We start from the raw sequence: 21,942 nt of genomic DNA, 5'->3' as shown, positions 1-21,942 counted from the left end.
TTGCTTGTCAGCTGACCGCTGGCAGCGAATAGGTGGTTGGATGCAGGTATTGGCTCGCACTCGTTTAACTGACAAACGACATGGGCATGGAGCGCTGCTGGAATGGCAAAATTTTGATGGGGTTAGGTTACGAGAAGTTGTCTATGCCCGTGATCTTAACAGCGATAATGCCCGCCAGATCAGGGATATGCTGGTCGATACTGGGTATCCATTAACCCCTGGCCAATCAAGTTGGAGTCGGCTTCAACATTATCTAGTAGAACAGATGGCTCTTGCTGCTCCGGCAACTGTGGTGAATCGCACTGGCTGGCATGGGCCCATATTTGCCACAAGCAGTTGGATTGTGGGTTCTGCTGACGAACCCCATTATTTTGTGGGTCAGTTGTCCAGTTCCAAGCTGTTAGAGGAAGCTGGGAGTTTGAGTGATTGGCAAAACCATGTTGGGAAGCTATGCCGTGGGAATCCGCTAGCTATTTTCTGCATAGGAACTGGGTTGGCAGCACCATTACTAGCTCCTTCTGGTATGGAAAATGGAGCCTTTCATTTTGTTGGTGCTTCTTCTGCCGGTAAAACAACTTTATTGCAGATTGCGGCAAGCTTATATGGCAGCGATAGCTATAGACGTAGCTGGATCTCGACAAGCAATGGATTAGCTGCTGTCTCGTCGGAGCATAACGACATGCTGCTGACGTTGGATGAGATAGGAATGGCTCGCCCAGAAGATGTTGATACCGCCATTTATCAGATCATGAATGGTTCAGGAAAACTGCGCGCTAACGTGTCAGGAGAGTTGGCCGCGACGTCACAATGGCGAACGCTGGTGCTCAGTAGCGGGGAAGTTTGGATTGCCGAATTACTTCAGCAGATAGGAAAGCCACTTAGGGCTGGTCAGCAGATACGACTGGTGGAGATCCCAATTTTTGGTATACATGGTGCATTCGATGAATTACATGGCCGTAAGAGTGCTCAACAGTTCGTTGATGAGCTTAAAACGTCCTGCCAGTGCTTTCATGGCACAGTAATCCGAGAGTGGTTATCGCTACTTACAGGGCTACATGATGAGCTTAGCCGCTACCTCAGCTATGAAATTGCTCGTCTTAGCAACGCTTGGACAAGCGACTCAATGGCCTCTCAAGTACAGCGAGTCGTTAGACGATTTGCACTTATTGGCACCGCACTATGTCTTGCTAATAGAAACTTCATCCTGCCATGGTCCGAAGAAGAGTCACTTGAAGCGGTACATAAAGTCCTTCGTGCGTGGCTCGCTAATCGTGGGCATTCTAGGAATTCGGAAGAGTTTAGGCTGCTCAGATCTCTGGAAAAAGCGATGCGCAACTGGGAACACAATATTGGTGAAATTGATCAGGATTCAGGCAAGGGAATGCATGGTTACCGCCGTTCACTGGATGGATGCGAATTGTGGCTTATCAACAAAACTCATTTCCTACAAAAACTTGAGCTTCCCACCCACTATATGCGAGAAGTGGAAATCTTGCTGCAACGCGGTTGCTTGGTAACGAACGAGCGCTCTAGGGGAACCTATAAGACGCGGATTAATGGTGAGTTTCAACGTTTTTTTGCGCTCAAACCTGACCAAGTTAGGCGCCACCTTGAAGACTTAGAGAGGGTTGAACATGACGACTAGCTTAGTGTTCCCAGTTTCCCGTTTATCCCACTTTAACTTGGCAGTGTAGGAGAGTATCAACATGACTGAAAAAGAGATGCTTCAGCGCATGCTGATGGATATGTCATTGCTTAAAAAACTGATTACCGATCATATCAAAAACGAGCAACGTCCTGACACAACAAAGGAAATCCTCACAGTTGAGGAATGTGCTGAGCTGACGGGGCTAAAGAAAAGCACTTTGTACAGGTTGACCCATGAACGCAAGATCCCATTTTTCAAACCTAATGGTAACCGTGTGTTCTTCAGGCGAGCCGATATATTGGCTTGGTTGCAGAGTAATCGAGTGGCTTCTTCTGATGAGATTGATAAAGCCGCTGCTGATCATCTAGTGGCTAACCGAAAATTGTATGGCCGGAGATATTAGGTTGATGCTTAACCATTTGAAAATAAATAGGAATGGTTGGATTTGTTACATGTCACGTTCTTTAACTGTGACATGTAACGGTTACTCGTCGAATTGACAGCTCAGGCTTGGGTTAATTCCCACGAGAAAATCACATGTGATAAGAACGGATGTAAAAACTAACGATCTTATGTGGTTGAAGGAGGGCACTGTCGAGGTGCCCTTTTCTTTGTAAAGATTTAGTCGTTTGGTCGCAATAATGCTCTTAGTCTGATGACTCATCGAAGATATCAGGAAAGGTCCGCATGGCCTCTGTGCGGCGGGTTTCCAGAATATCTGCGTAGATTTCTGTTGTTCTGAGTTCGCTGTGGCCAAGCAATCTGGACAGGGAATAGATGTCCAGGCCACGGGCAAGTTGGTTTACTGCAAAGGTATGGCGGCCTGCATGAAAGGTTACGTGTTTGGTTATCCCGGCGCGTATAGCCCACTGCACTAGCGCGACGTTGCTATAGCTGTCGTAACGTAAACCCTTAAAAACCCGTTCAGTTGGTTTCCCCTTGTTCTCCAAGTTGAGTAGACGCACCGCAGAATCCGGTAAATCGAGATATTGCAGGCCATTGCCCGAGTTTTTGAGCTTTATCTGGGAAAATATGATTCGGTAGTGCCCTTGAGCAAATAGTTCAATTTCACCCCACACCAGTTTATGAATGTCTGACCAGCGTAGTCCTGTCGTGCAGGAGAACAGAAATGCTCTTCGTAGTACATCGTAACGGCATTCTGCCTTGGTAAGGGCCTTTACCTCATCCAGAGTGAGATAAGTGCGCTGAGTCCTTTCTGCTTTGATGGATTTGACTTGTTCAACAGGGTTATCTCTGATTATTCTGTCTCGTTGCGCTTGGTTGAGCGCAGCCCGGATTTTATTGAAGTAGCTACAGGCGGTATTTCTGGAGAGGCCGGTATCTGATTTTGTCATTGCCTCATGCTGTAGGTAATGGCGGAACCCTTCCAAGAAGTATTTATCTACTTGTTCAAAAGTGAGTTCTGCGTGGCGGTGATAACGGTGGAGATGGATGCCCGCTGAAATCCAAATTGAGTAATTGGATTTACTACCGGATGCTTTACTTGCTGTTACTTGATCGAAGTAATCAAAGAAGCTGGCATTGAGTTTGGTGCGGTCATCCAATCCATGTTTGGCAGATTCCATTTCCAGTAGACGCTTGGCTCGAATGGCCTCAGCTTTTTGCAATGTAGTTTTATTGTGCTCGCGCTCAACTGCGTTTTTTGGCTTGTTGTAGAGGAATAGATTCAGCGGCTCGTAAGAGCGCTTTTGAGCCCTTGAACCGTCTTCCGAGGTCTTTGAGCCGTAATAGTACACAAGCCTGATGGGGCGCAGGCCATTCTTATCTGGTTCTCGCTTTTGTATATTGATTTTCATAGGTTTTTCTCATCTTGTGCTCCGCATGTGCTCCAGAATTTATCTTCGGAGCACATACGGAGCAAGAATCGACAAAACCCTTCAAATCACTTCCCACCAAGTAAAACAAAATTATTTTAAAATCATAATGTTGTTTTGATTTGGTTTGATACGTTTTACTATTTTACTTCCCGATACAGAAAGAGCTGAAAATCTTGCCGAGTAAATCGTCAGAAGTGAAGCGGCCAGTGATTTCTGATAGTGCTAATTGGCACATGCGTAACTCTTCTGCCAGCAGTTCTCCTGCTAGATACACTTCTAATTGTTCTTTACCCAATTGCAGATGGCTTGCGGCGAGTTCAAGGGCTTCTAAGTGACGACGCCGGGCGATAAAGCCACCTTCGAGGTTACTCTGGTAGCCCATGAGTGATTTTAAATGCTGCTTTAACTGTTCTACACCTAAGCCTGTTTTCGCCGAGATCCGGTAAACACTATAACCTTGTTCCTCTGTCATCATTAAGTCTTCGCCAGTGAGATCGGCTTTATTGCGGATCACTGTCACACCTAAATTTGAGGGCAGGCGATCGACAAAGTCAGGCCAAATATCATGGGGATTAACGGCGGCAGTGGTGGTGCCATCCACCATGAATAGCACTCGATCAGCACTGTTTATTTCATTCCAAGCGCGTTCTATACCAATTTGTTCAACGGTATCTGTCGTATCGCGTAGACCTGCGGTATCGATAATGTGCAGTGGCATGCCATCTAAGTGGATGTGCTCGCGTAATACATCCCGTGTTGTACCAGCAATTTCGGTAACGATAGCCGATTCTTTACCGGCTAAGGCGTTTAATAAGCTGGATTTTCCAGCGTTAGGACGACCCGCGATCACGACTTTCATGCCTTCGCGGATGATAGAACCTTGTTTAGCACTGGCTTGCACTAGGTCAAGTTTGTCGATGATTTTGTAGAGTGCATTGGCAATTTTACCATCACTTAAAAAGTCGACTTCTTCATCGGGGAAATCAATCGCAGCTTCTACATATAAACGTAGGTTAGTGACTTGATCCACCAGCTCATGGACTTCCTTAGAAAATTCCCCCTGGAGTGATTGCAGCGCACTTTTAGCCGCTTGCTCACTGGTGGCATCGATAAGATCGGCAATCGCTTCGGCTTGGGTCAAGTCTAGCTTATCGTTCATAAAGGCTTGTTCGCTGAATTCACCAGGTTTGGCTATTCGAATACCACCGACTTCCATTACACGTTTGATCAGCATGTCTAGAACGATTTGGCCGCCGTGGCCTTGAAGCTCCAATACATCTTCGCCAGTAAAGGAATTGGGGCCTTTAAAAAACAGCGCTATGCCTTGGTCGATTACTTGGCCTGTTGCACTTTTAAAGTCGCAATAATCGGCATATCTTGTTTTAGGAAGATGACCCAATAAGGCCATAGCGACATCACTGGCCTTGTTGCCTGAAATTCGGATGATGCCAACGCCGCCACGTCCGGGCGCGGTGGCTTGAGCCACGATAGTGTCAGTTGTCACGGAAATACCCACCAAACTAATATCTACCAAATCATGTAAAGGAAAAGGCGGCTAATTAAGCCGCCTTTAGTATTATTTTCACTTTATGCTTTGCTAAAGGTAGGGCTTATTTTAAGCCTTTTTTCTCAAGACCTGCATAAATAATCTTCTGCTGCGTGATGGCAACTATGTTACCTACTAACCAGTACAGTACTAGACCTGATGGGAACCACAGGAAGAATACGGTAAAGATTACTGGCATCCATTGCATCATTTTCACTTGCATTGGATCCATTGTCGGCGCAATTGGTTGCATCTTCTGCATTACAAACATAGAGACGCCCATCAGCAGCGGCAGTATGTAGTAAGGATCTTGTACCGATAAATCGTGGATCCACAGCATAAATGGTGCATGACGTAATTCGAAGCTTTCTAGCAATACCCAGTATAAGGCAATGAAGATTGGCATCTGTAAAATAATAGGTAAACAGCCACCCATAGGGTTAACTTTTTCTTTCTTATACAGTTCCATCATGGCTTGACCCATCTTTTGACGGTCATCACCAAAGCGTTCTTTCAAATCTGTCAGCTTAGGTTGCAGATTACGCATCTTCGCCATTGAGGTGTACTGCGCTTTTGTCAGCGGGAACAGTAAACCACGAACGGTTAACGTGATCAGAATAATTGCCACACCCCAGTTACCGACGAATGATTGATAGAACATCAATAGCCAGTGAATAGGAACTGCTAACCACCATAAGAAACCGTAATCGACCACGAGATTTAAGGTTTCAGAAATCGCTGACAGTGCCGCTTGATCCTTAGGACCAACATAGAACTGTGAGCTAATTTCTTGGCTGGCACCAGGTGCAATATCGTATACCGCGCCGCGGAAACCAATATTAGCTAAACCGCCAGCACTGACACTAGAAAAAATAGTGTTGCTGTCAGTTGCGGGTGGCACCCAAGCTGAAACGAAATAGTGTTGTAACATGGCTGCCCAACCGCCTAAAGTGGCTTGGTTCAGGTTACTTTTGGCCATGTCGTCAAAGTTGTATTTTTCATAGCGCACATCATTCGTTGAGAACGCACCACCACGATAGGTAGGCATCATCATGCTGCTTTCAGATGGCTTGATCGTTTGTTTAATCTGACCGTACATCTGAACTTGCAGTGGTGCTGCTGAAGTGTTGTTGATTTTATAGTCAACATCTATGTTGAACTTACCGCGATGGAATACGAACACTTTAGTGTAAGTCACACCATTGTCAGCAATATAAGTTAACGGTACTTCTAAGGTATCTTGGCCTTCGGCTAAGGTATATTCAGTTGCCGTTGTGCTAAATGCGGCACGGCCTTTTGCGCTGCTATCTATACCATCGCGACCAATTAGGCCGCTTTGAGCGATATAAGTGAAATCATTCGTTTGCTCAAGCAATACGAATGGTTGATCTTTCTCTAGTTCTTTTTTGTGCGAAACTAACGCAGCAAAAACGATGTCACCACCCACTGGATTGATCTGAATGTCTAACTGATCTGTTTTTACCGTAATCAGTTTGCTGTTTGCAGTAACTGCTGCAGCAGGAACACCTGTATCAGCTTCTGGAACATCGGCACTGTGCGAGCTTGCCGCGTTCGCCACTAAGGACGATTCGGTTGCAACGGGTTTAGGAGCTTTGTCTGCTTGCCACTGTTGCCACAGCAAAAAGCTGACAAACAGTAGTCCTATGAGCAATATATTGCGTTGAGATTCCATAGCCTATTTATTACACCTATCATTTTTAGGGGGGACGGGATCACTACCGCCGGGATGTAAAGGGTGACATTTTAATATGCGTTTCAATGCAAACCAACAACCTTTCGCGGTTCCATGCACTTTTATTGCTTCAATAGCGTAGTGAGAGCAGGTGGGATTGAAACGGCATCGAGGGCCCAGTATAGGGCTTATGAATACTTGATAGCCACGAATTAACGTGGTCGCTAGCCATTGTAGCGGCGACTGAGTTTGCGCCATAGCTTTTCTATCAATTTGTTGATTTCAGCGTTTTCCATTTCCATCACGCCATTTCTGACAAGCACAACAATATCAAGATGAGGAATGTCGTGTTGATTTAAGCGAAAACTATCTCTGATCACGCGCTTAATACGGTTACGTTGATTGGCGCGTTTTACATAGCGTTTAGCAACAGTAAGGCCCATACGCGGATGTTGTTCCGTGTTAGGAATAGCGAGCAAGGTAATTTCAGCAGAAGATGCTTTGATGGGATTGGAAAATACAGATTTAAATTGCGCGGGAGTTAACAAACGTAACTCCCGCGAAAAGGTATAGCTAGTCAACTAGTTACCCACTTATTAAGCAGATAAACGAGCGCGACCTTTCGCACGACGACGTGCAAGCACCTTACGGCCGCCTACAGTAGCCATACGAGCGCGGAAGCCGTGAGAACGCTTGCGCTTCAGGTTGCTAGGTTGAAAAGTACGTTTACTCATGATGGCAATCCGTCTTTGTTATTAGTGAACATATCCTTATCTCTAGGATAGAGGTAAGGGCAAAAAAGAGGCCGAATTGTAATCACAATACTTAGTCACGTCAACAACGAAAGTAAGTAAGTGCTTTATTTCTGCCAGCGTATCCTTAGATCAACCCCCAGAATACACCATAAGATGTGGATAACTCTGTGTACGGACACTACATGTAGTAGTGCAGGGGATCTTCGAGCCGATCGAAGGGGCGCCATTATAGATCAATGTGGATCGCTTAATAAAGCAGGATTTGCGGTTAGTGCTGAATAAAAGGATCGTTTTGGATCTTTGATGATCGAGGATATCCACATAGAATGATCTCGCTGGGGATAAATATTTTTTAAGGATAGCGATCCTTGAGATCTCGCTATAGAATACACCTCTTTTTTGATGATCTTTTGGGGATAACTAAGTGGCTGTTTCACTTTGGCAACAATGTATCGGACGACTGCAAGATGAGCTTTCTGCTCAGCAGTTCAGTATGTGGATCAGACCGTTACAAGCCGAAATGGATGGAGATACTCTGGTGCTTTATGCGCCCAACCGCTTCGTGCTTGATTGGGTCAGAGATAAGTACATCAATATCATTAATCAGTTCTTTACTGAGCAAATGGGTAGCGACGCGCCTAAATTGCGTTTCGATATAGGTAGTCGTCCTTCGGCGAAAAAGCCTAGTGTTCCAGCACCGATTGCGCCAACTCGTGTAGCGAATACCCAAACTAAAGCGACGGTAGGCACGACGTTTAATGTCCAAGCCGAGCCTATGGCGAACGCGAATCACCGCAGTAACATTAATCCGAGCTACCAGTTTGATAACTTCGTAGAAGGTAAGTCGAACCAATTAGGTAAGGCTGCGGCGTTACAAGTGGCTGAAAATCCGGGTGGTGCTTATAACCCACTATTTTTATATGGCGGAACAGGTCTAGGTAAGACTCACTTGTTGCACGCTGTCGGTAACGGGATCATTAAAAATAATCCGAATGCCAAAGTGGTTTACATGCATTCCGAGCGTTTTGTTCAGGACATGGTTAAAGCGCTACAAAACAATGCGATCGAAGAATTTAAACGTTACTACCGTAGTGTTGATGCCTTGTTTATCGATGACATTCAATTCTTTGCCAATAAAGACAGATCCCAAGAAGAATTCTTCCATACCTTCAATGCGCTGCTTGAAGGGAATCACCAAATTATTTTGACTTCAGATCGTTATCCAAAAGAGATCGACGGTGTTGAAGACAGATTGAAATCGCGTTTCGGTTGGGGTTTAACTGTGGCTATTGAGCCACCAGAGTTAGAAACCCGCGTAGCGATCTTGATGCGTAAAGCTCAAGAGAGCGGCATTAATTTACCCGATGAAGTGGCTTTCTTTATTGCTAAGCGTTTACGTTCAAACGTACGCGAGCTAGAAGGGGCATTAAACCGCGTTATCGCCAACGCTAACTTCACGGGTCGGCCAATTACTATTGATTTTGTTCGTGAAGCCTTACGTGACCTCTTGGCACTTCAAGAAAAATTAGTCACTATAGACAATATTCAGAAAACCGTAGCTGAATACTACAAGATCAAGATGGCTGATATGTTGTCTAAGCGTCGTTCACGCAGTGTCGCGCGCCCAAGGCAAGTGGCAATGGCGTTATCCAAAGAATTAACTAACCAAAGCTTGCCGGAAATTGGTGATGCTTTTGGTGGTCGAGATCACACCACAGTATTGCATGCCTGTCGTAAGATTGCTCAGCTACGGGAAGAGAGCCACGACATTAAAGAAGATTATGCTAATTTGATTAGAACCTTATCTTCTTAAAACAAGGAATTTGGACACGATGAAATTCTCAATTGATAGGGATGCCCTATTAAAGCCGTTGCAATTGGTGTGTGGTGCGGTAGAAAGACGCCATAACTTGCCCATTTTGTCTAACCTCCTTGTAGAAGTAAGTGGTCACTCACTTAAGCTGACTGGTACAGATTTAGAGGTCGAACTCGTGGGCCAAGCTGTGGTTCACGGTGATATCGAAGAAGGTCGTACTACGGTTCCGGCGAAGAAACTGCTCGATATTGTTAAGTCTTTGCCAGAACAAAGCGAACTGAAAGTCGAACAACAAGATAATAAATGGTTGCTGCGTTCAGGCCGTAGCCGTTTTTCCTTAGCGACGTTGCCCGCAGAAGAATACCCCAATGTTGAAGCCTTTCAAGCTGAGATTGAATTTAGCTTGAAGCAGGGCGTGTTGAAGTCAATTATCGATTCGACGCAGTTTTCGATGGCTAACCAAGATGTACGCTATTACCTCAACGGTTTATTGTTTGAAACTGAAGGTAATGTGTTGCGTGCGATAGCGACTGACGGCCATCGTTTAGCCTTAAGTCATCGTACGATTGAAGCACAATTACCGGAAAAACAAGTCATTGTGCCTCGTAAAGGCGTAATTGAAATGGCGCGCTTATTGGAGTCTGACGATCTCGATATCACCATTGCTATTGGTGATAATGCTATTCGTGCTACCACGGCTAACACAGTATTTACCAGTAAATTAGTCGATGGCCGCTTCCCTGATTATCGCCGTGTATTGCCAAAGGGCGGTGATAAAATTGTGATTGCGAGTCGTAATCACTTGAAGCAAGCGCTGACGCGGGCTTCTATTTTATCCAATGAAAAATTCCGTGGTGTGCGTATTCAACTCGAAAATGGTCTGCTCAAGATCACCGCTAATAATCCTGAACAGGAAGAAGCGGAAGAAATCATTGATGTGGAATACAACAATCAGGCCTTAGAAATTGGTTTTAACGTCAGTTATTTACTGGACGTGCTCAACAACCTTAAGTCCGATGATGTGCGTATCACGCTCATTGATGGTAACTCCAGCGCCCTAATCGAAAACCATTTGGAAGAAGATTCCATGTATGTGGTTATGCCGATGCGCTTATAAACCATCGATTTTTACGTTACCCGTGTCTGTACCTCTGTCTTCGATGTCTATGCCGCTTAACGGCGGCATAGTGTTTAATACGCAGCATTGGCCATTCCTTCACTCATTTACCGATAGTCTTAGCCTGTGGCAGCGATTGAGTTGCTCGTTAAGTGCTATGAATCCTTGCCTACGCCGTTTACGCGGCTTAATGAGTAATGCATGAGCCTGACCCGTCTCAATATCGAAGCATTTCGCAACATTCAGTCCGCACAGTTAATCCCCGCACCTGGGATTAACGTGATTTATGGTCAAAATGGCAGCGGAAAAACCAGTATTTTAGAAGCCATTTATTTCCTCGGTATGGGGCGCTCTTTTCGCAGCCATTTATCCCAACGAGTGATTAATCACGATGACGATAAATTAACGCTATTTGCGACTTTAAATTTAGCGCGCGGTGACAGTAAAATTGGTTTACGCCGATTTCGCAATGGTGAGACGGAAGTGAAAATTGACGGCGAAAAAGTCAAACGTCTGTCGACCTTAGCCGAAGCTTTACCTATTCAAGTGATCACACCTGAAAGCTTTTCTTTACTGTTTGAAGGCCCAAAATCCCGTCGACAATTTATCGATTGGGGCGCATTTCATGCTGACCCACAGTTTTATGGCGCTTGGACGAATGTTCGTCGCGTTCTTAAGCAAAGAAATCAATTGCTTAGAAACGGTTCAGCTTACAGTCATATTCAATTTTGGGACCAAGAGTTTGTGCGCTATGCCGAGCAGGTCACCGAAATACGAAACCATTATGTAGACTCGTTAAATGAGCTACTTAAGGGTATAATCGGGGAGTTTTTACCGAGTGTAGATGTGAAGGTTTCATTTACGCGCGGCTGGGATAGTAAAACGGATTTTGCAGAACTACTCGAAAACCAATATTCCAGAGATTTGGCCACAGGTCATACCGTCAGCGGTCCCCATAAAGCTGACCTTAGACTTCGTGTAGGCACTTTGCCGGCGCAGGATGCCCTGTCCCGTGGTCAATTGAAATTATTAGTCTGTGCACTGCGTATTGCACAGGGAAAGTTGCTCAAACAACAAATAGATAAAAACAGTATTTATCTTGTGGATGATCTTCCGTCCGAGTTGGATGCACAGCATAGGCAGCTATTGCTTAAGCAGTTAACGGATACCGGAGCACAAGTTTTTGTGACCGCCATTGATCCTGCTGCAATAGTCGATTCGTTACACACGCCTCCCAGTAGGATGTTTCATGTGGAACAGGGACGTGTAACGGTAATTGAATAACCATTGAGAGAATAATATGTCAGAGAATAGTTACGATTCTTCGAGTATTAAGGTCCTTAAGGGCCTTGATGCAGTACGTAAGAGACCTGGGATGTATATTGGTGACACCGACGACGGTACGGGTCTACATCATATGGTGTTCGAAGTAGTCGATAACTCTATCGATGAAGCCTTAGCCGGCCACTGTAGCGATATTACGATTACTATCCATGTAGATGGTTCGGTTTCTGTTAAGGATGACGGCCGTGGTATTCCGGTCTCTATCCATGAGGAAGAAGGCGTATCGGCGGCAGAAGTTATTATGACGGTATTGCATGCCGGCGGTAAGTTCGACGATAACTCCTATAAAGTGTCTGGCGGTCTCCACGGCGTGGGTGTATCGGTTGTAAACGCTTTATCTAAAAAGCTGCAAATGACCATTCGTCGTGCTGGCAAAGTATACGAGCAGTTTTATACTCACGGTGTGCCTGATGCGCCGATCAAAGAGATTGGTGATGCAACCAAAACCGGTACCGAAATCCGTTTTTGGCCAAGTGAAGATACCTTCAGCGATGTTGAATTTCACTTTGAAATTCTGGCAAAGCGCGTGCGTGAACTGTCTTTCCTTAACTCAGGCGTGGGTATCCGTCTGGTTGATGAACGTGACAATAAAAATGAATTCTTTAAATACGAAGGCGGTATTAGCGCATTCGTCGATTACCTGAACCGTAACAAAACCCCAGTCAACAAAGATGTATTCCACTTTATGCAAGAGCGTGAAGATGGCATTACCGTTGAAGTGGCTATGCAGTGGAATGACGGTTATCAAGAAAATATTTTCTGTTTTACCAACAACATCCCACAGCGTGATGGTGGTACTCACTTAGTCGGTTTCCGTAGTGCGTTGACACGTAACCTCAACAGCTACATGGAAAACGAAGGCTATAACAAGAAAGGCAAAACCAGCGCGACTGGCGACGATGCCCGCGAAGGCTTGACTGCCGTTATCTCTGTTAAAGTGCCAGATCCTAAGTTCAGCTCGCAAACCAAAGACAAACTGGTTTCTAGTGAAGTGAAAACCGCGGTTGAACAAACCATGGGTGAGAAGCTGAACGATTATCTGCTGGAAAACCCAGCCGATGCTAAGTTGATTGTCGGTAAGATTGTCGATGCGGCCCGTGCCCGTGAAGCGGCGCGTAAAGCCCGTGAAATGACCCGTCGTAAAGGCGCACTCGATTTAGGTGGTTTGCCAGGTAAGCTGGCCGATTGCCAAGAAAAAGATCCCGGTCTTTCAGAAATTTACATAGTGGAAGGTGACTCTGCTGGCGGTAGCGCTAAGCAGGGACGTAACCGTAAGAACCAAGCGATTCTGCCACTGAAAGGTAAAATTCTAAACGTTGAGAAAGCACGCTTCGATAAGATGTTGTCTTCTCAAGAAGTGGCCACACTGATCACGGCGCTCGGCTGTGGTATTGGTCGCGACGAATATAACCCAGATAAAACCCGTTATCACAACATCATCATCATGACGGATGCTGACGTCGACGGCTCGCACATTCGTACTTTGCTGTTGACCTTCTTCTTCCGTCAAATGCCTGAATTGATTGAACGTGGTTATGTGTATATTGCTCAACCGCCTTTATTTAAAGTGAAAAAGGGCAAGCAAGAACAGTATTTGAAAGATGAGCCAGCATTGACTCAATACCTCACGACTCAAGCATTGGATGGCACTGTTGTGTATCCAACGCAAGGTGCGATTGGTATGTCAGGTGAGCCGTTAGAGCGTTTAGTGACTCAGTATCGTGAAGTGGAAGCCATTGTTGCTCGTTTAGAGCAGCGCTATCCAACGCACATTACTAACCGTATGCTTTACCATCCAATGATCACCAACGAGATGTTGGCCGATGAAGGCAAGATGAAAGAGTGGATCGATGCCTTTATCCATGAGCTGGTGGAAATGGAAAACAGCGGTGTACTGTATTCTGCTGAGCCGATTCTCGATCCTGAGCGTAAAGTGTATCTGCCTAAGATCACCATTCGTAAACACGGTATCGATACTAACTATCTGTTTACTTATGACTTCTTCCAATCAAGCGATTATCAACGTATCGGTAAGTTAGGTGCGGCGTTAGATGGCATGATTGAAGAAGGCGGCTATGTACAACGCGGCGATCGTGTTAAAGAAGTCGGCAGCTTCCTTGAAGCGCTAGATTGGACGATTTCTGAAGCCAAACGCGGCTTATACATTCAACGTTATAAAGGATTGGGTGAGATGAACCCTGAGCAATTGTGGGAAACTACAATGGATCCTGAATCACGCCGTATGTTGCAAGTCACGATTGATGATGCCGTGGGTGCCGATCAGTTGTTCACTTGTTTGATGGGTGATCAAGTTGAACCTCGTCGTGAGTTCATCGAAGCGAACGCATTGAACGTGGCTAACTTAGACGTTTAATGCTAGATGTATAATATTAGACGTGTAATGCGTGTTAAGACTCGCGTTAGTACTTGAATGATTAAGGGAAAGCCAAGGCTTTCCCTTTTTTATCTCTATGATTTATCTTTTTATCGATCAATACCCGCTTCATCCGCTGCAACAATTTCAGTCTCTGCTTTAGCCGCATTAATCCACGCCTGCATTTCCGGACAGCTGATCACATGCTGCATATAGGCACGGCTTGCCTGCGAGACTTCAATATCGTAGGTAAGAAAACGCATAACCACAGGGGCAAACATCATGTCGGCAATCGACCATTGGCCAAATAACCAAGTACCTTCGGCATGTGATGGGGCAAACTCGGCCATCTGTGCAGACCAAATCGCATCGATGCGCTCAATGTCTTTGCGGACCGCATCTGTGAGCTCAACATAGCGCCTCGCACGTATGTTCATTGGTAGGGCGTTACGCACGGCATTAAAGCCAGAATGCATTTCACTGGCAATCGATCTGGCCTTGGCTTTTTGTTTAGGTTCTTGCGGCCATGCGCTACCGGCAAGATAGGTGTCGTTGAGGTATTCACAAATTGATAGTGAATCCCATACCGTAATGCCGCCATCGACTAATGTCGGTACTTTTAAAGTCGGCGAAATGGCTTTGAGTTGCTGATAGAAGCTGTTGGTATCGAGTTGCAGTAATACTTCGTTGAACGGTACGCCAGATTTTGCGGCCATAAACCAAGCCCGCAGTGACCAGCTAGAGTAGTTTTTATTGCCAATATAAAGATCCATTGTTTGTCCTTGAGTGAAATGCCGAGTGTTTCTGCAAAGCTACTATATGGACTCATTTCACCTATGACTAATGAATATTTTACCCTTTCTACATCCGCTAATACGCGTCATTTCTCTTGAGCTTACGAGTCACTTTTATTGAATTTAAACGACTCACAGCATTGAGATAATTTAACCATATCTTAATTACTTTGTTCGATGGATTCTGTCGAGATGAAGGCTAATTGGCGAGATAAATGGATGTGGCAGCGAGTGATTTACCCCGTAAGTGCACTGATTTTTATGCTATCGGCGGTGGCAAACGCCGATGAGGCAAATAAGTTATTGAATATGTGTAAGGCCTGTCATGGCGAGTCCGGTGTGAGTCGTTTTGAGCATATTCCTAACATTGAATGGCAAAACTCAGAATACCTATTGAAGCAACTGCGAGCCTTTAAGGCGGGGGATCGCCAAGATCCCACTATGACTAAAGTCGCCCAACTCTTGACTGAGGCTGATATGCAGCTGATGGCGGATTACTTTTACCTCGGAAAGGATAAATAACATGGATCTTAATCGTCGGGTTTTTATTAAAGGTGCGGTAGCGACGTCTGTGTTATCAGCTTTACCCGTTAAGTGGGTATTTGCCGATCAGCTTCCCGCAGCCGTCACTCCTCTGGATATATCAACATTAACTTGGACTAAGGCAGAGGACTTGCCGAGTTATTTCAAAGTGTTAAACACTCATCCACTGAATGCGTTTCCGCCGGAGCATAAGCTCGCTCCTGCTGTGACGCCTGCCGATGCATCGTTTATCCGTTGGAATGGCATAGTGCCTGATTTTAAGGCGCTGGATGCTAAGACTTGGACTTTTAAAGTGGATGGCGAGTCCGTTGCTACTCCGAAAACCTACACAATCGATGAGCTCAAGCGCCGCTTTAAGCATTACACATTACAGTTACTGATTGAATGTGGCGGTAATAGTCGCTCTGGCTTCTTTCCTAGTACTAAAGGCAATCAATGGAATAATGCTGGCGTATTTTGCTCCGAGTGGACAGGTGTCTTAGTGAGTGATGTGCTTAAGGATTGTGGTATTAAAGCTGATGCTGTTTATACAGGCCACCACGGTGTTGATCGGCATTTGAGCGGCAAAGGTGAGGCGATTTCACGCGGCGTACCAATAAAGGCGGCGCTCGAAGAGCTTGGGCTTATTGCATGGTCGATGAACGGTGAGGACATTCCGTATTTACATGGATATCCCTTACGTATTGTGTTTGGTGGACGGCCAGGCTCCGTTTCGCAAAAAGCGGCGACGGGGATCAGTGTGCGTAATAAAGTCCATGATGGACATAAAATGGAAGCACCAGCGTATCAACTCCCTAAATATCCTATAGCGCCAGGTGAGTCCGTTGATGATAAAGACTATAAAATCATTGAAGAAATGATAGTGAAGTCATTGATCACTCAACCCCAATCGGGAACCGAATTAGCTGTGGGCCAGAAGATAGCCATCGCAGGCCATGCTTGGGCGGGATTGCGGGAAGTCGTTAAAGTGGAAGTGAGTTATGACTATGGAACCCGCTGGTTTACCGCTGAGTTAGAAAAACCTAAAAACGTAGCGGCATGGCAGCAGTGGAAGATTGAATTGCAATTACCGTCGCAGGGATATTATGAAATCTGGGCCAAAGCGACCGATAGTGAAGGTGATAGTCAGCCTGTCGTACAACCGCAATGGAATCCTAAGGGATATATGTTTAATGGTTGCCATCGTATTGCTGTTAGGGTGGTGTAATGAGAGTGCTGAACAAGCTATTTATTTTTCTTGGGCTAGTGGCATCCAGTATTTCGCTAGCCGCTGAGTATCCAGTGGACCCTAAATCGGGTTTGATCATGGCTCCTGGCTGGGAGTTAGTGAACTATCAATGTAATGCCTGCCATACCAGTATGATAGTCGTGCAAAACCACGGCGATAAAGCCTTTTGGAAAGAGACTTTGCAGTGGATGATAGACACTCAGGGTTTATGGGACTTGTCGGATACTTGGGCGCCGACCTTGAGTTATCTAAGCACTTATTATGGTCAAGCTGAAATGGATATGACGATCTTCAGACGTCTACCTTTAGAACCGAACCTGCAGCCTGTGCTAGTTAAACCTTTCCCTAAGGAGCCAAAATGAGAGCGATTATCATAAGTTTGATTGCGCTATGTGGCTTATCCACAGAGGTTAATGGAGAGGTTTATCAAGCAGATATAGAGCGAGGTCAGGCATTGGCTACAGCACAGTGTGAGTCATGCCATGGCAATGCAGTGATCGCTATGGCCAAGCAATTCCCAAACTTAAAGGGACAAAAATTAGCTTATCTTAATAAACAGCTCGTCGATTTTAAAACCGGTTTACGACTCGATCCTTTGATGCAATCACAAGTCAGCGCGTTAAGTTCTGAGCAATTACAAGATGTGGCGCTGTTTTATAGCCAGCAAGTTACACCGAACCTAAGTGCGAATTAGCGCGAGTATATAGTGTGTTATTTGAATTAAACCGATATAGGGTTTAGTAAGGAATACGGGGTGATATTTTGTAGATTTGATTATGCAGTGGTTCGTTAACCTAGGCTACGTTGTAGTCGGTAGAAGTAATCATGCCATTCCGCTTGCGCCGTTGCCGCTTGTTCATCGTCAACCAATTCGAATTTAACTGTCTGTCCTGGGCGAGTTTGCGCGAGTTTCCACAGATCGGCTTCAATAATCACGGCTATTTGAGGGTGATTGCTGGTGGTCTTAGCATCGGCAAGTAACACTAAAGGTTGCCCTGAAGCTGACACTTGAATGACTCCGGGCTTGACTGTATGGGATTGAACGGGAAATGGTTTTGCTAAGGTCAATATTTCCCCGTTGAGTATTGCACTTGCACGATTGCTTTCTGCCGACAGTTGCCACTGTGTTTGCCAGAATGTTTGCTGAGATTTCAACGAGAAGGCTTGGGTGTGCTTTGTTGCGAGTGCGCGAATATGCCCATTCCAACTTTTTTGAATTGCGCCAACTTGCCTTCTTAGTGGATGAGCTGAACCTAAGGTCAGGTTATCGCCAGCTTCTAATGCGCGGCCATGAAATCCACCGATACCTGAGGTTAAATCGGTAGCGGCAGAATTCATCACTAGCGGTACTTTAACGCCGCCATCAACGGCAATATAAGCACGCATGCCTTTATTTCCCCCTCTAAGACTGAGTTTTTGCCCTGCCTTAATGGAGTAACGCCAGCCACAAACTATGGGCTTATTGTCTATACGCGCATCGAAATCGGCACCGGTTAAGGCAATCCAAGCGTCGCGTTTAAACAAAAAAATCGATTGGCCGAAGGTCAATTCTAATACGGGTGTGTTATCTGGGTTTGATAATAGGCGGTTTGCTAAACACAGGGCAGGTCTATCTAAGGCGCCAGCTTGGGTTACACCTAAATGTCGGTATCCCATGCGTCCGAGATCTTGAACTGTGGTTAGTGCACCCGCTTTTATTACCTCGATCATCAAATATTCCGTCGTTAGCTGGCGAGTATGTCGTGAATGACTTAAAGGGAGACGAAATACGTATCACTTTATGAAGGGTGGACATATTGTCAACCAAATGATGCCGTAATGTAAGTTTTTTGAGGTTTCAAGTTGTAACCAAGATTGTCTTTGTAAAAGCAGTAATGGTGGTATAGAAGAAGTCCGAAATGAATTGAATATGTTACACTTAAGCTAAGTATTAGCCTGTCTACAATGTCTTAATACACGGCTTGAGCTGATCAAAATGGATTTATGATGGGCAATATTTAACTGACTTTTTAACAATTATTTATAATGACAGGTTGATGCTTCTTGATTAAATCACTTTTTAATAAACTCTTTAATATTCGCGATACGGCGACCGTTGAGAGACCCAAAAGTTTTTCAACGACGGACTTAGGTAAGTCGCTTGAACCTGCGCGAAAGCCAGCTAAACCTCTCGAAGACATTAGTGTGGTATCTGTGGATTTATCTGCACTCTTTTATAGTTTGTTATTTCCGACACGGGTTAAGGACACTGGCGGTGTAGCGAATAATCTTGAACGTCGAGTCATGGCGGAGATAGAGCAGGCCTTGGCATCGCCACAAGTGATCGCCGAAAAAGTGCTAAAGCTGCCGTCAAAGGTATTGGAATTAGATCGTAAGCTGGCCGATCCTCAGTTTGATATTAAGGATCTATTAGCGCTTATTGAGCGAGATCCTTTACTGAGTATTGAGGTACTTAAGCTATGTAATTCCCCTGCGTTTAAACGTAGTGATAGGGATATCACCAGTTTGCAACAGGCTTTGGTACAGCTTGGTCGTGAACAGTTGAGAAAGTTTGTCACCACTTGTCTAGTGCGTGAAATGTTGGATATCAAGCCAATTTATTTTCGTCGTTTCGGCGCTGAAATTTGGCGCCACTCGATGCAAGTCGCCTTTCTCGCCAGTGAGTTAAGCGATGAAGATCAAGATACGGCTTTTTTATTGGGCTTATTGCATGATGTCGGCAAGCTGGCCATTTTCAAAATACTACTCGATGCGTTTGTGCAGGCGGAGCCGGGAGAACAGCCTAATTCTGGGCTATTTAGACAAGTGATGACGACGAAATCGTTAACCTTAAGTTCATTGCTCGCTAAGCATTGGCAGTTACCCAATACCTTTGAAACAGAATTAGACAAGCTCGCCAGTGTGAACTCGCGCCCGCAAGCTGGGCTCGCCGCTGTGATATGGCGGGCGAATGTGATCAGCGAGATTTCTATGCTGCATCAAGCAGGGCAATTGTCTCCTGAAATATTGGCGAATTTACTGCAGCAAGTTAACTTAGATCAAACTCAATTTGATGGCTTACATCAAAAACTGACGCAGTTCTGATTGGGCGGCTTATGAAATCAGGACAATAAAAAACGCGCTATTGAGCGCGTTTTTTATAAAGCGATAATTTTAAAAGCTTTAGTATCATTATTGCAGTAGTGATATATCCGCGACGTGCAGGAACTGCTCGCGTAGATTATTCAATAATGCCAACCGATTGTTTTTCAACGCTTCATCATCTGCCATGACCATCACATCTTCGAAGAACTGATCCACACTTTCACGTAGGCCAGCCAACAAAGTTAAGGCTTGTTGGTAATCGGCATTGGCAAACAAAGGCGCCAACTGTGGTTGCAGCTCGTTCAACTTGGCCGCTAATGCTTGTTCTGCGACTTCGGTTAACAGATTCGCATTGATGGTTGTTGGTAAAGCACCTTCAACCTTAGCCAGAATGTTGGATACACGTTTGTTCGCTGCCGCAAGTGCACTAGAAGCTTCTAGGCTTCTAAAGTGTGATACCGCATTGATACGGCTATCAAAATCAGCTGGGCGTGTTGGGCGACGTGCTAGCACGGCTAAGATCACATCAACACCAATACCTTTATCTTGATACCAAGCGCGGAAGCGAGCCATTAAGAACTCTAACACTTCGTCGCTTGCATTGGCGTTGCTTAAGTTAGTGCCGTGGAGCTCCTGAGCTTTGGCTATCAGCGTTACTAAGTCCAGTGGCAGTTTATTCTCAACGATAATACGCAGCACACCGATGGCGGCACGGCGTAGGGCAAAGGGATCGGCAGCGCCTTTGGGTGCTTGGCCAATACCAAAGATACCGACTAAAGTATCGAGCTTGTCTGCTAATGCGACTGCGCAAGATACGCCAGCACTAGGCACTGTATCGCCAGAGAACTTAGGCTTGTATTGCTCTTCCATCGCAATCGCAACAGCTTCGGTTTCACCATCAAGGCGGGCGTAGTGCATGCCCATAGTGCCTTGAGTGTCGGTAAACTCCATCACCATATTGGTCATCAAATCGGTTTTAGATAACAAACCTGCACGGGCTGCATCAACCGTATTTGCGCCAGTTTGCTCGGCAATAAAGGCGGCTAGGGCAGAAATACGATTCACTTTGTCTTTTAAGGTGCCGAGCTGTTGTTGGAACAGGACGGTTTCTAGGCTAGGTAAACGCGATTCCAGCGTGTGTTTTTTATCGGTATTAAAAAAGAACTCGGCATCGGCAAGACGTGGGCGAACGACTTTCTCGTTACCTGAGATAATTTGCGCGGGATCTTTAGATTCGATATTGGCCACAAAGATAAAGTTTGGCAGTAACTTGCCTGCATCATCAAAGACTGGGAAGTATTTTTGGTCGCCTTTCATGGTATAGACCAAAGCTTCAGACGGTACACTTAAGAATTTTTCTTCGAAGCTAGCGGTCAATACCACAGGCCATTCAACCAAAGAGGTGACCTCTTCAAGCAGGCTATCTTCGATATCGGCTGTGCCACCAATCTTAGCGGCGGCTTTTTCGGCATCGGCTTTGATTAATGCTTTACGGCTTTCGTAATCGGCGATGACTTTGCCTTTTTCTTTTAGGTCGGCAAGGTAGTGATCAGCGTGTGCTAATTCAAACTGCTTGAGCCCCATAAAGCGGTGACCGCGAACAGTGCGTGCCGATTTGATACCCAGCAATTCACCTTCAATCAACTCACTGCCTAGCAACATAGTCGCGGTGTGAACAGGGCGAATAAATTGGGTTTTATTATTGCCCCAACGCATTGGCTTAGGAATGGGCAATTTATCGAGTGCACGTTGAGCCATGGCAGCGATCAAACTTTTGGTTTCGACGCCTTCAACTTTGGCGTTATGGACTAACCATTCGCCTTTATCTGTAACTAAACGTTCGGCTTGTTCAACAGTAATACCATTACCACGTGCCCAACCTTCGGCGGCTTTAGTCGGTTTGCCTTCTGCATCGAATGCTGAACTCACTGCTGGGCCGCGTTTTTCAACGACTTTGTCAGCTTGTGCAAGGGCAAGTTCAGTGACGTTAATTGCCAGACGACGTGGCGCTGCGTACCAAACGGCTGAGCTGAACGCTAAATCGGCTTTGGTGAGTTCTTCAGTAAAGTTAGCTAAAAAGGATTCAGCCAGTTTACGCAGTGACTTAGGTGGTAATTCTTCCGTGCCTAACTCTATGAGTAAGTTTTCAAAATTCATGTTTT

The 21,942-nt window shown here is 45.4% G+C and carries 21 protein-coding genes; 12 read left to right on the top strand and 9 right to left on the bottom strand.

The genetic code is table 11. The annotated features are described in order from the left end of the window. Positions 1-4: 4 nt before the first annotated feature. Positions 5-1,645, top strand: a complete 1,641-nt coding sequence (locus tag L5M37_RS20270; protein ID WP_263201713.1) for a DUF927 domain-containing protein — start codon at positions 5-7, stop codon at positions 1,643-1,645. Between the two features lie 61 nt (positions 1,646-1,706). Beyond that, positions 1,707-2,051 (top strand): helix-turn-helix transcriptional regulator, encoded by a 345-nt coding sequence (locus tag L5M37_RS20265; protein ID WP_000136520.1) that lies wholly within the window; start codon positions 1,707-1,709, stop codon positions 2,049-2,051. A gap of 244 nt (positions 2,052-2,295) precedes the next feature. Here L5M37_RS20265 and L5M37_RS20260 read toward each other — a convergent pair whose 3' ends face one another. The 6 genes from L5M37_RS20260 to rpmH form a co-directional block, all read right to left on the bottom strand. Further along, positions 2,296-3,465: a site-specific integrase gene (locus tag L5M37_RS20260; RefSeq protein WP_263179538.1), complete on the bottom strand. Its 1,170-nt coding sequence runs from the start codon at positions 3,463-3,465 to the stop codon at positions 2,296-2,298. Between the two features lie 163 nt (positions 3,466-3,628). Next, a complete protein-coding gene (gene mnmE, locus L5M37_RS20255) occupies positions 3,629-4,990 on the bottom strand; it encodes a tRNA uridine-5-carboxymethylaminomethyl(34) synthesis GTPase MnmE (protein WP_263174237.1) in 1,362 nt (453 codons plus the stop codon). Between the two features lie 106 nt (positions 4,991-5,096). Further along, complete coding sequence (yidC, locus tag L5M37_RS20250; RefSeq protein ID WP_105250801.1) at positions 5,097-6,725, bottom strand: membrane protein insertase YidC; 1,629 nt, start codon at positions 6,723-6,725, stop codon at positions 5,097-5,099. A gap of 3 nt (positions 6,726-6,728) precedes the next feature. Continuing rightward, positions 6,729-6,983: a membrane protein insertion efficiency factor YidD gene (gene yidD, locus L5M37_RS20245; protein ID WP_006083829.1), complete on the bottom strand. Its 255-nt coding sequence runs from the start codon at positions 6,981-6,983 to the stop codon at positions 6,729-6,731. Further along, a complete protein-coding gene (rnpA, locus tag L5M37_RS20240) occupies positions 6,950-7,306 on the bottom strand; it encodes a ribonuclease P protein component (protein WP_105250802.1) in 357 nt (118 codons plus the stop codon). Before rnpA ends, yidD begins: the two co-directional genes overlap by 34 nt. Before the next feature lie 15 nt (positions 7,307-7,321). Next, on the bottom strand, positions 7,322-7,459 hold the full coding sequence (gene rpmH, locus L5M37_RS20235) for a 50S ribosomal protein L34 (protein WP_006083827.1): 138 nt from the start codon (positions 7,457-7,459) through the stop codon (positions 7,322-7,324). 445 nt (positions 7,460-7,904) lie between these two features. On the opposite strand from rpmH, the gene dnaA reads away from it, so the two are divergent. From dnaA to gyrB, 5 genes are read left to right on the top strand one after another with little or no spacing between them, the layout of a single operon-like run. Continuing rightward, positions 7,905-9,293 (top strand): chromosomal replication initiator protein DnaA, encoded by a 1,389-nt coding sequence (gene dnaA, locus L5M37_RS20230; RefSeq protein WP_006083826.1) that lies wholly within the window; start codon positions 7,905-7,907, stop codon positions 9,291-9,293. A gap of 19 nt (positions 9,294-9,312) precedes the next feature. After that, positions 9,313-10,413, top strand: a complete 1,101-nt coding sequence (gene dnaN, locus L5M37_RS20225) for a DNA polymerase III subunit beta (protein ID WP_105250803.1) — start codon at positions 9,313-9,315, stop codon at positions 10,411-10,413. Continuing rightward, entirely contained in the window at positions 10,388-10,618 is a 231-nt protein-coding gene (locus L5M37_RS20220; protein WP_158683016.1) for a hypothetical protein, read from the top strand. The genes dnaN and L5M37_RS20220 overlap by 26 nt, the downstream gene beginning before the upstream one ends. Beyond that, the gene (recF, locus tag L5M37_RS20215; protein WP_105250804.1) at positions 10,615-11,697 is read left to right on the top strand and encodes a DNA replication/repair protein RecF; all 1,083 of its coding nucleotides are present in this window, start codon (positions 10,615-10,617) and stop codon (positions 11,695-11,697) included. The genes L5M37_RS20220 and recF overlap by 4 nt, the downstream gene beginning before the upstream one ends. 16 nt (positions 11,698-11,713) lie before the next feature. Beyond that, positions 11,714-14,131 carry a DNA topoisomerase (ATP-hydrolyzing) subunit B gene (gene gyrB / locus L5M37_RS20210; RefSeq protein WP_113941413.1) on the top strand — a complete coding sequence of 806 codons (2,418 nt, stop codon included), beginning with the start codon at positions 11,714-11,716 and terminating at the stop codon, positions 14,129-14,131. A 110-nt stretch (positions 14,132-14,241) separates the two neighbouring features. Here the strand turns inward: gyrB and L5M37_RS20205 are convergent, their stop codons facing one another. Continuing rightward, positions 14,242-14,904, bottom strand: coding sequence for a glutathione S-transferase family protein (locus L5M37_RS20205; protein WP_263201712.1), 663 nt, complete (start codon positions 14,902-14,904; stop codon positions 14,242-14,244). Positions 14,905-15,144: 240 nt separating this feature from the next. Here L5M37_RS20205 and L5M37_RS20200 point away from each other — a divergent pair, with 240 nt between their 5' ends. Genes L5M37_RS20200 through L5M37_RS20185 form a run of 4 tightly spaced genes read left to right on the top strand, consistent with a single transcriptional unit; the run spans position 15,145 to position 17,390 of the window. After that, positions 15,145-15,447, top strand: coding sequence for a c-type cytochrome (locus L5M37_RS20200; RefSeq protein WP_212601140.1), 303 nt, complete (start codon positions 15,145-15,147; stop codon positions 15,445-15,447). A gap of 1 nt (position 15,448) precedes the next feature. After that, on the top strand, positions 15,449-16,675 hold the full coding sequence (locus L5M37_RS20195; RefSeq protein ID WP_263201711.1) for a sulfite oxidase: 1,227 nt from the start codon (positions 15,449-15,451) through the stop codon (positions 16,673-16,675). After that, entirely contained in the window at positions 16,675-17,058 is a 384-nt protein-coding gene (locus L5M37_RS20190; protein ID WP_263201710.1) for a cytochrome C, read from the top strand. Before L5M37_RS20195 ends, L5M37_RS20190 begins: the two co-directional genes overlap by 1 nt. Next, complete coding sequence (locus L5M37_RS20185; RefSeq protein ID WP_263201709.1) at positions 17,055-17,390, top strand: c-type cytochrome; 336 nt, start codon at positions 17,055-17,057, stop codon at positions 17,388-17,390. Before L5M37_RS20190 ends, L5M37_RS20185 begins: the two co-directional genes overlap by 4 nt. A gap of 95 nt (positions 17,391-17,485) precedes the next feature. Here L5M37_RS20185 and L5M37_RS20180 read toward each other — a convergent pair whose 3' ends face one another. Further along, positions 17,486-18,406: a biotin-dependent carboxyltransferase family protein gene (locus tag L5M37_RS20180; RefSeq protein ID WP_263201708.1), complete on the bottom strand. Its 921-nt coding sequence runs from the start codon at positions 18,404-18,406 to the stop codon at positions 17,486-17,488. A 333-nt stretch (positions 18,407-18,739) separates the two neighbouring features. Here L5M37_RS20180 and L5M37_RS20175 point away from each other — a divergent pair, with 333 nt between their 5' ends. Continuing rightward, a complete protein-coding gene (locus L5M37_RS20175; RefSeq protein WP_263201707.1) occupies positions 18,740-19,780 on the top strand; it encodes an HDOD domain-containing protein in 1,041 nt (346 codons plus the stop codon). An 87-nt stretch (positions 19,781-19,867) separates the two neighbouring features. On the opposite strand, the gene glyS is transcribed toward L5M37_RS20175, so the two are convergent. Then, positions 19,868-21,937: a glycine--tRNA ligase subunit beta gene (glyS, locus tag L5M37_RS20170; protein WP_263201706.1), complete on the bottom strand. Its 2,070-nt coding sequence runs from the start codon at positions 21,935-21,937 to the stop codon at positions 19,868-19,870. Positions 21,938-21,942: the final 5 nt, after the last annotated feature.

The sequence above is a fragment of the Shewanella sp. SM69 genome (assembly GCF_025653985.1).
Classification (GTDB): domain Bacteria; phylum Pseudomonadota; class Gammaproteobacteria; order Enterobacterales; family Shewanellaceae; genus Shewanella; species Shewanella oncorhynchi.
The sequence above is the reverse complement of the archived record's forward strand: the minus strand, read 5'-3'. Positions and strand labels throughout refer to the sequence as shown.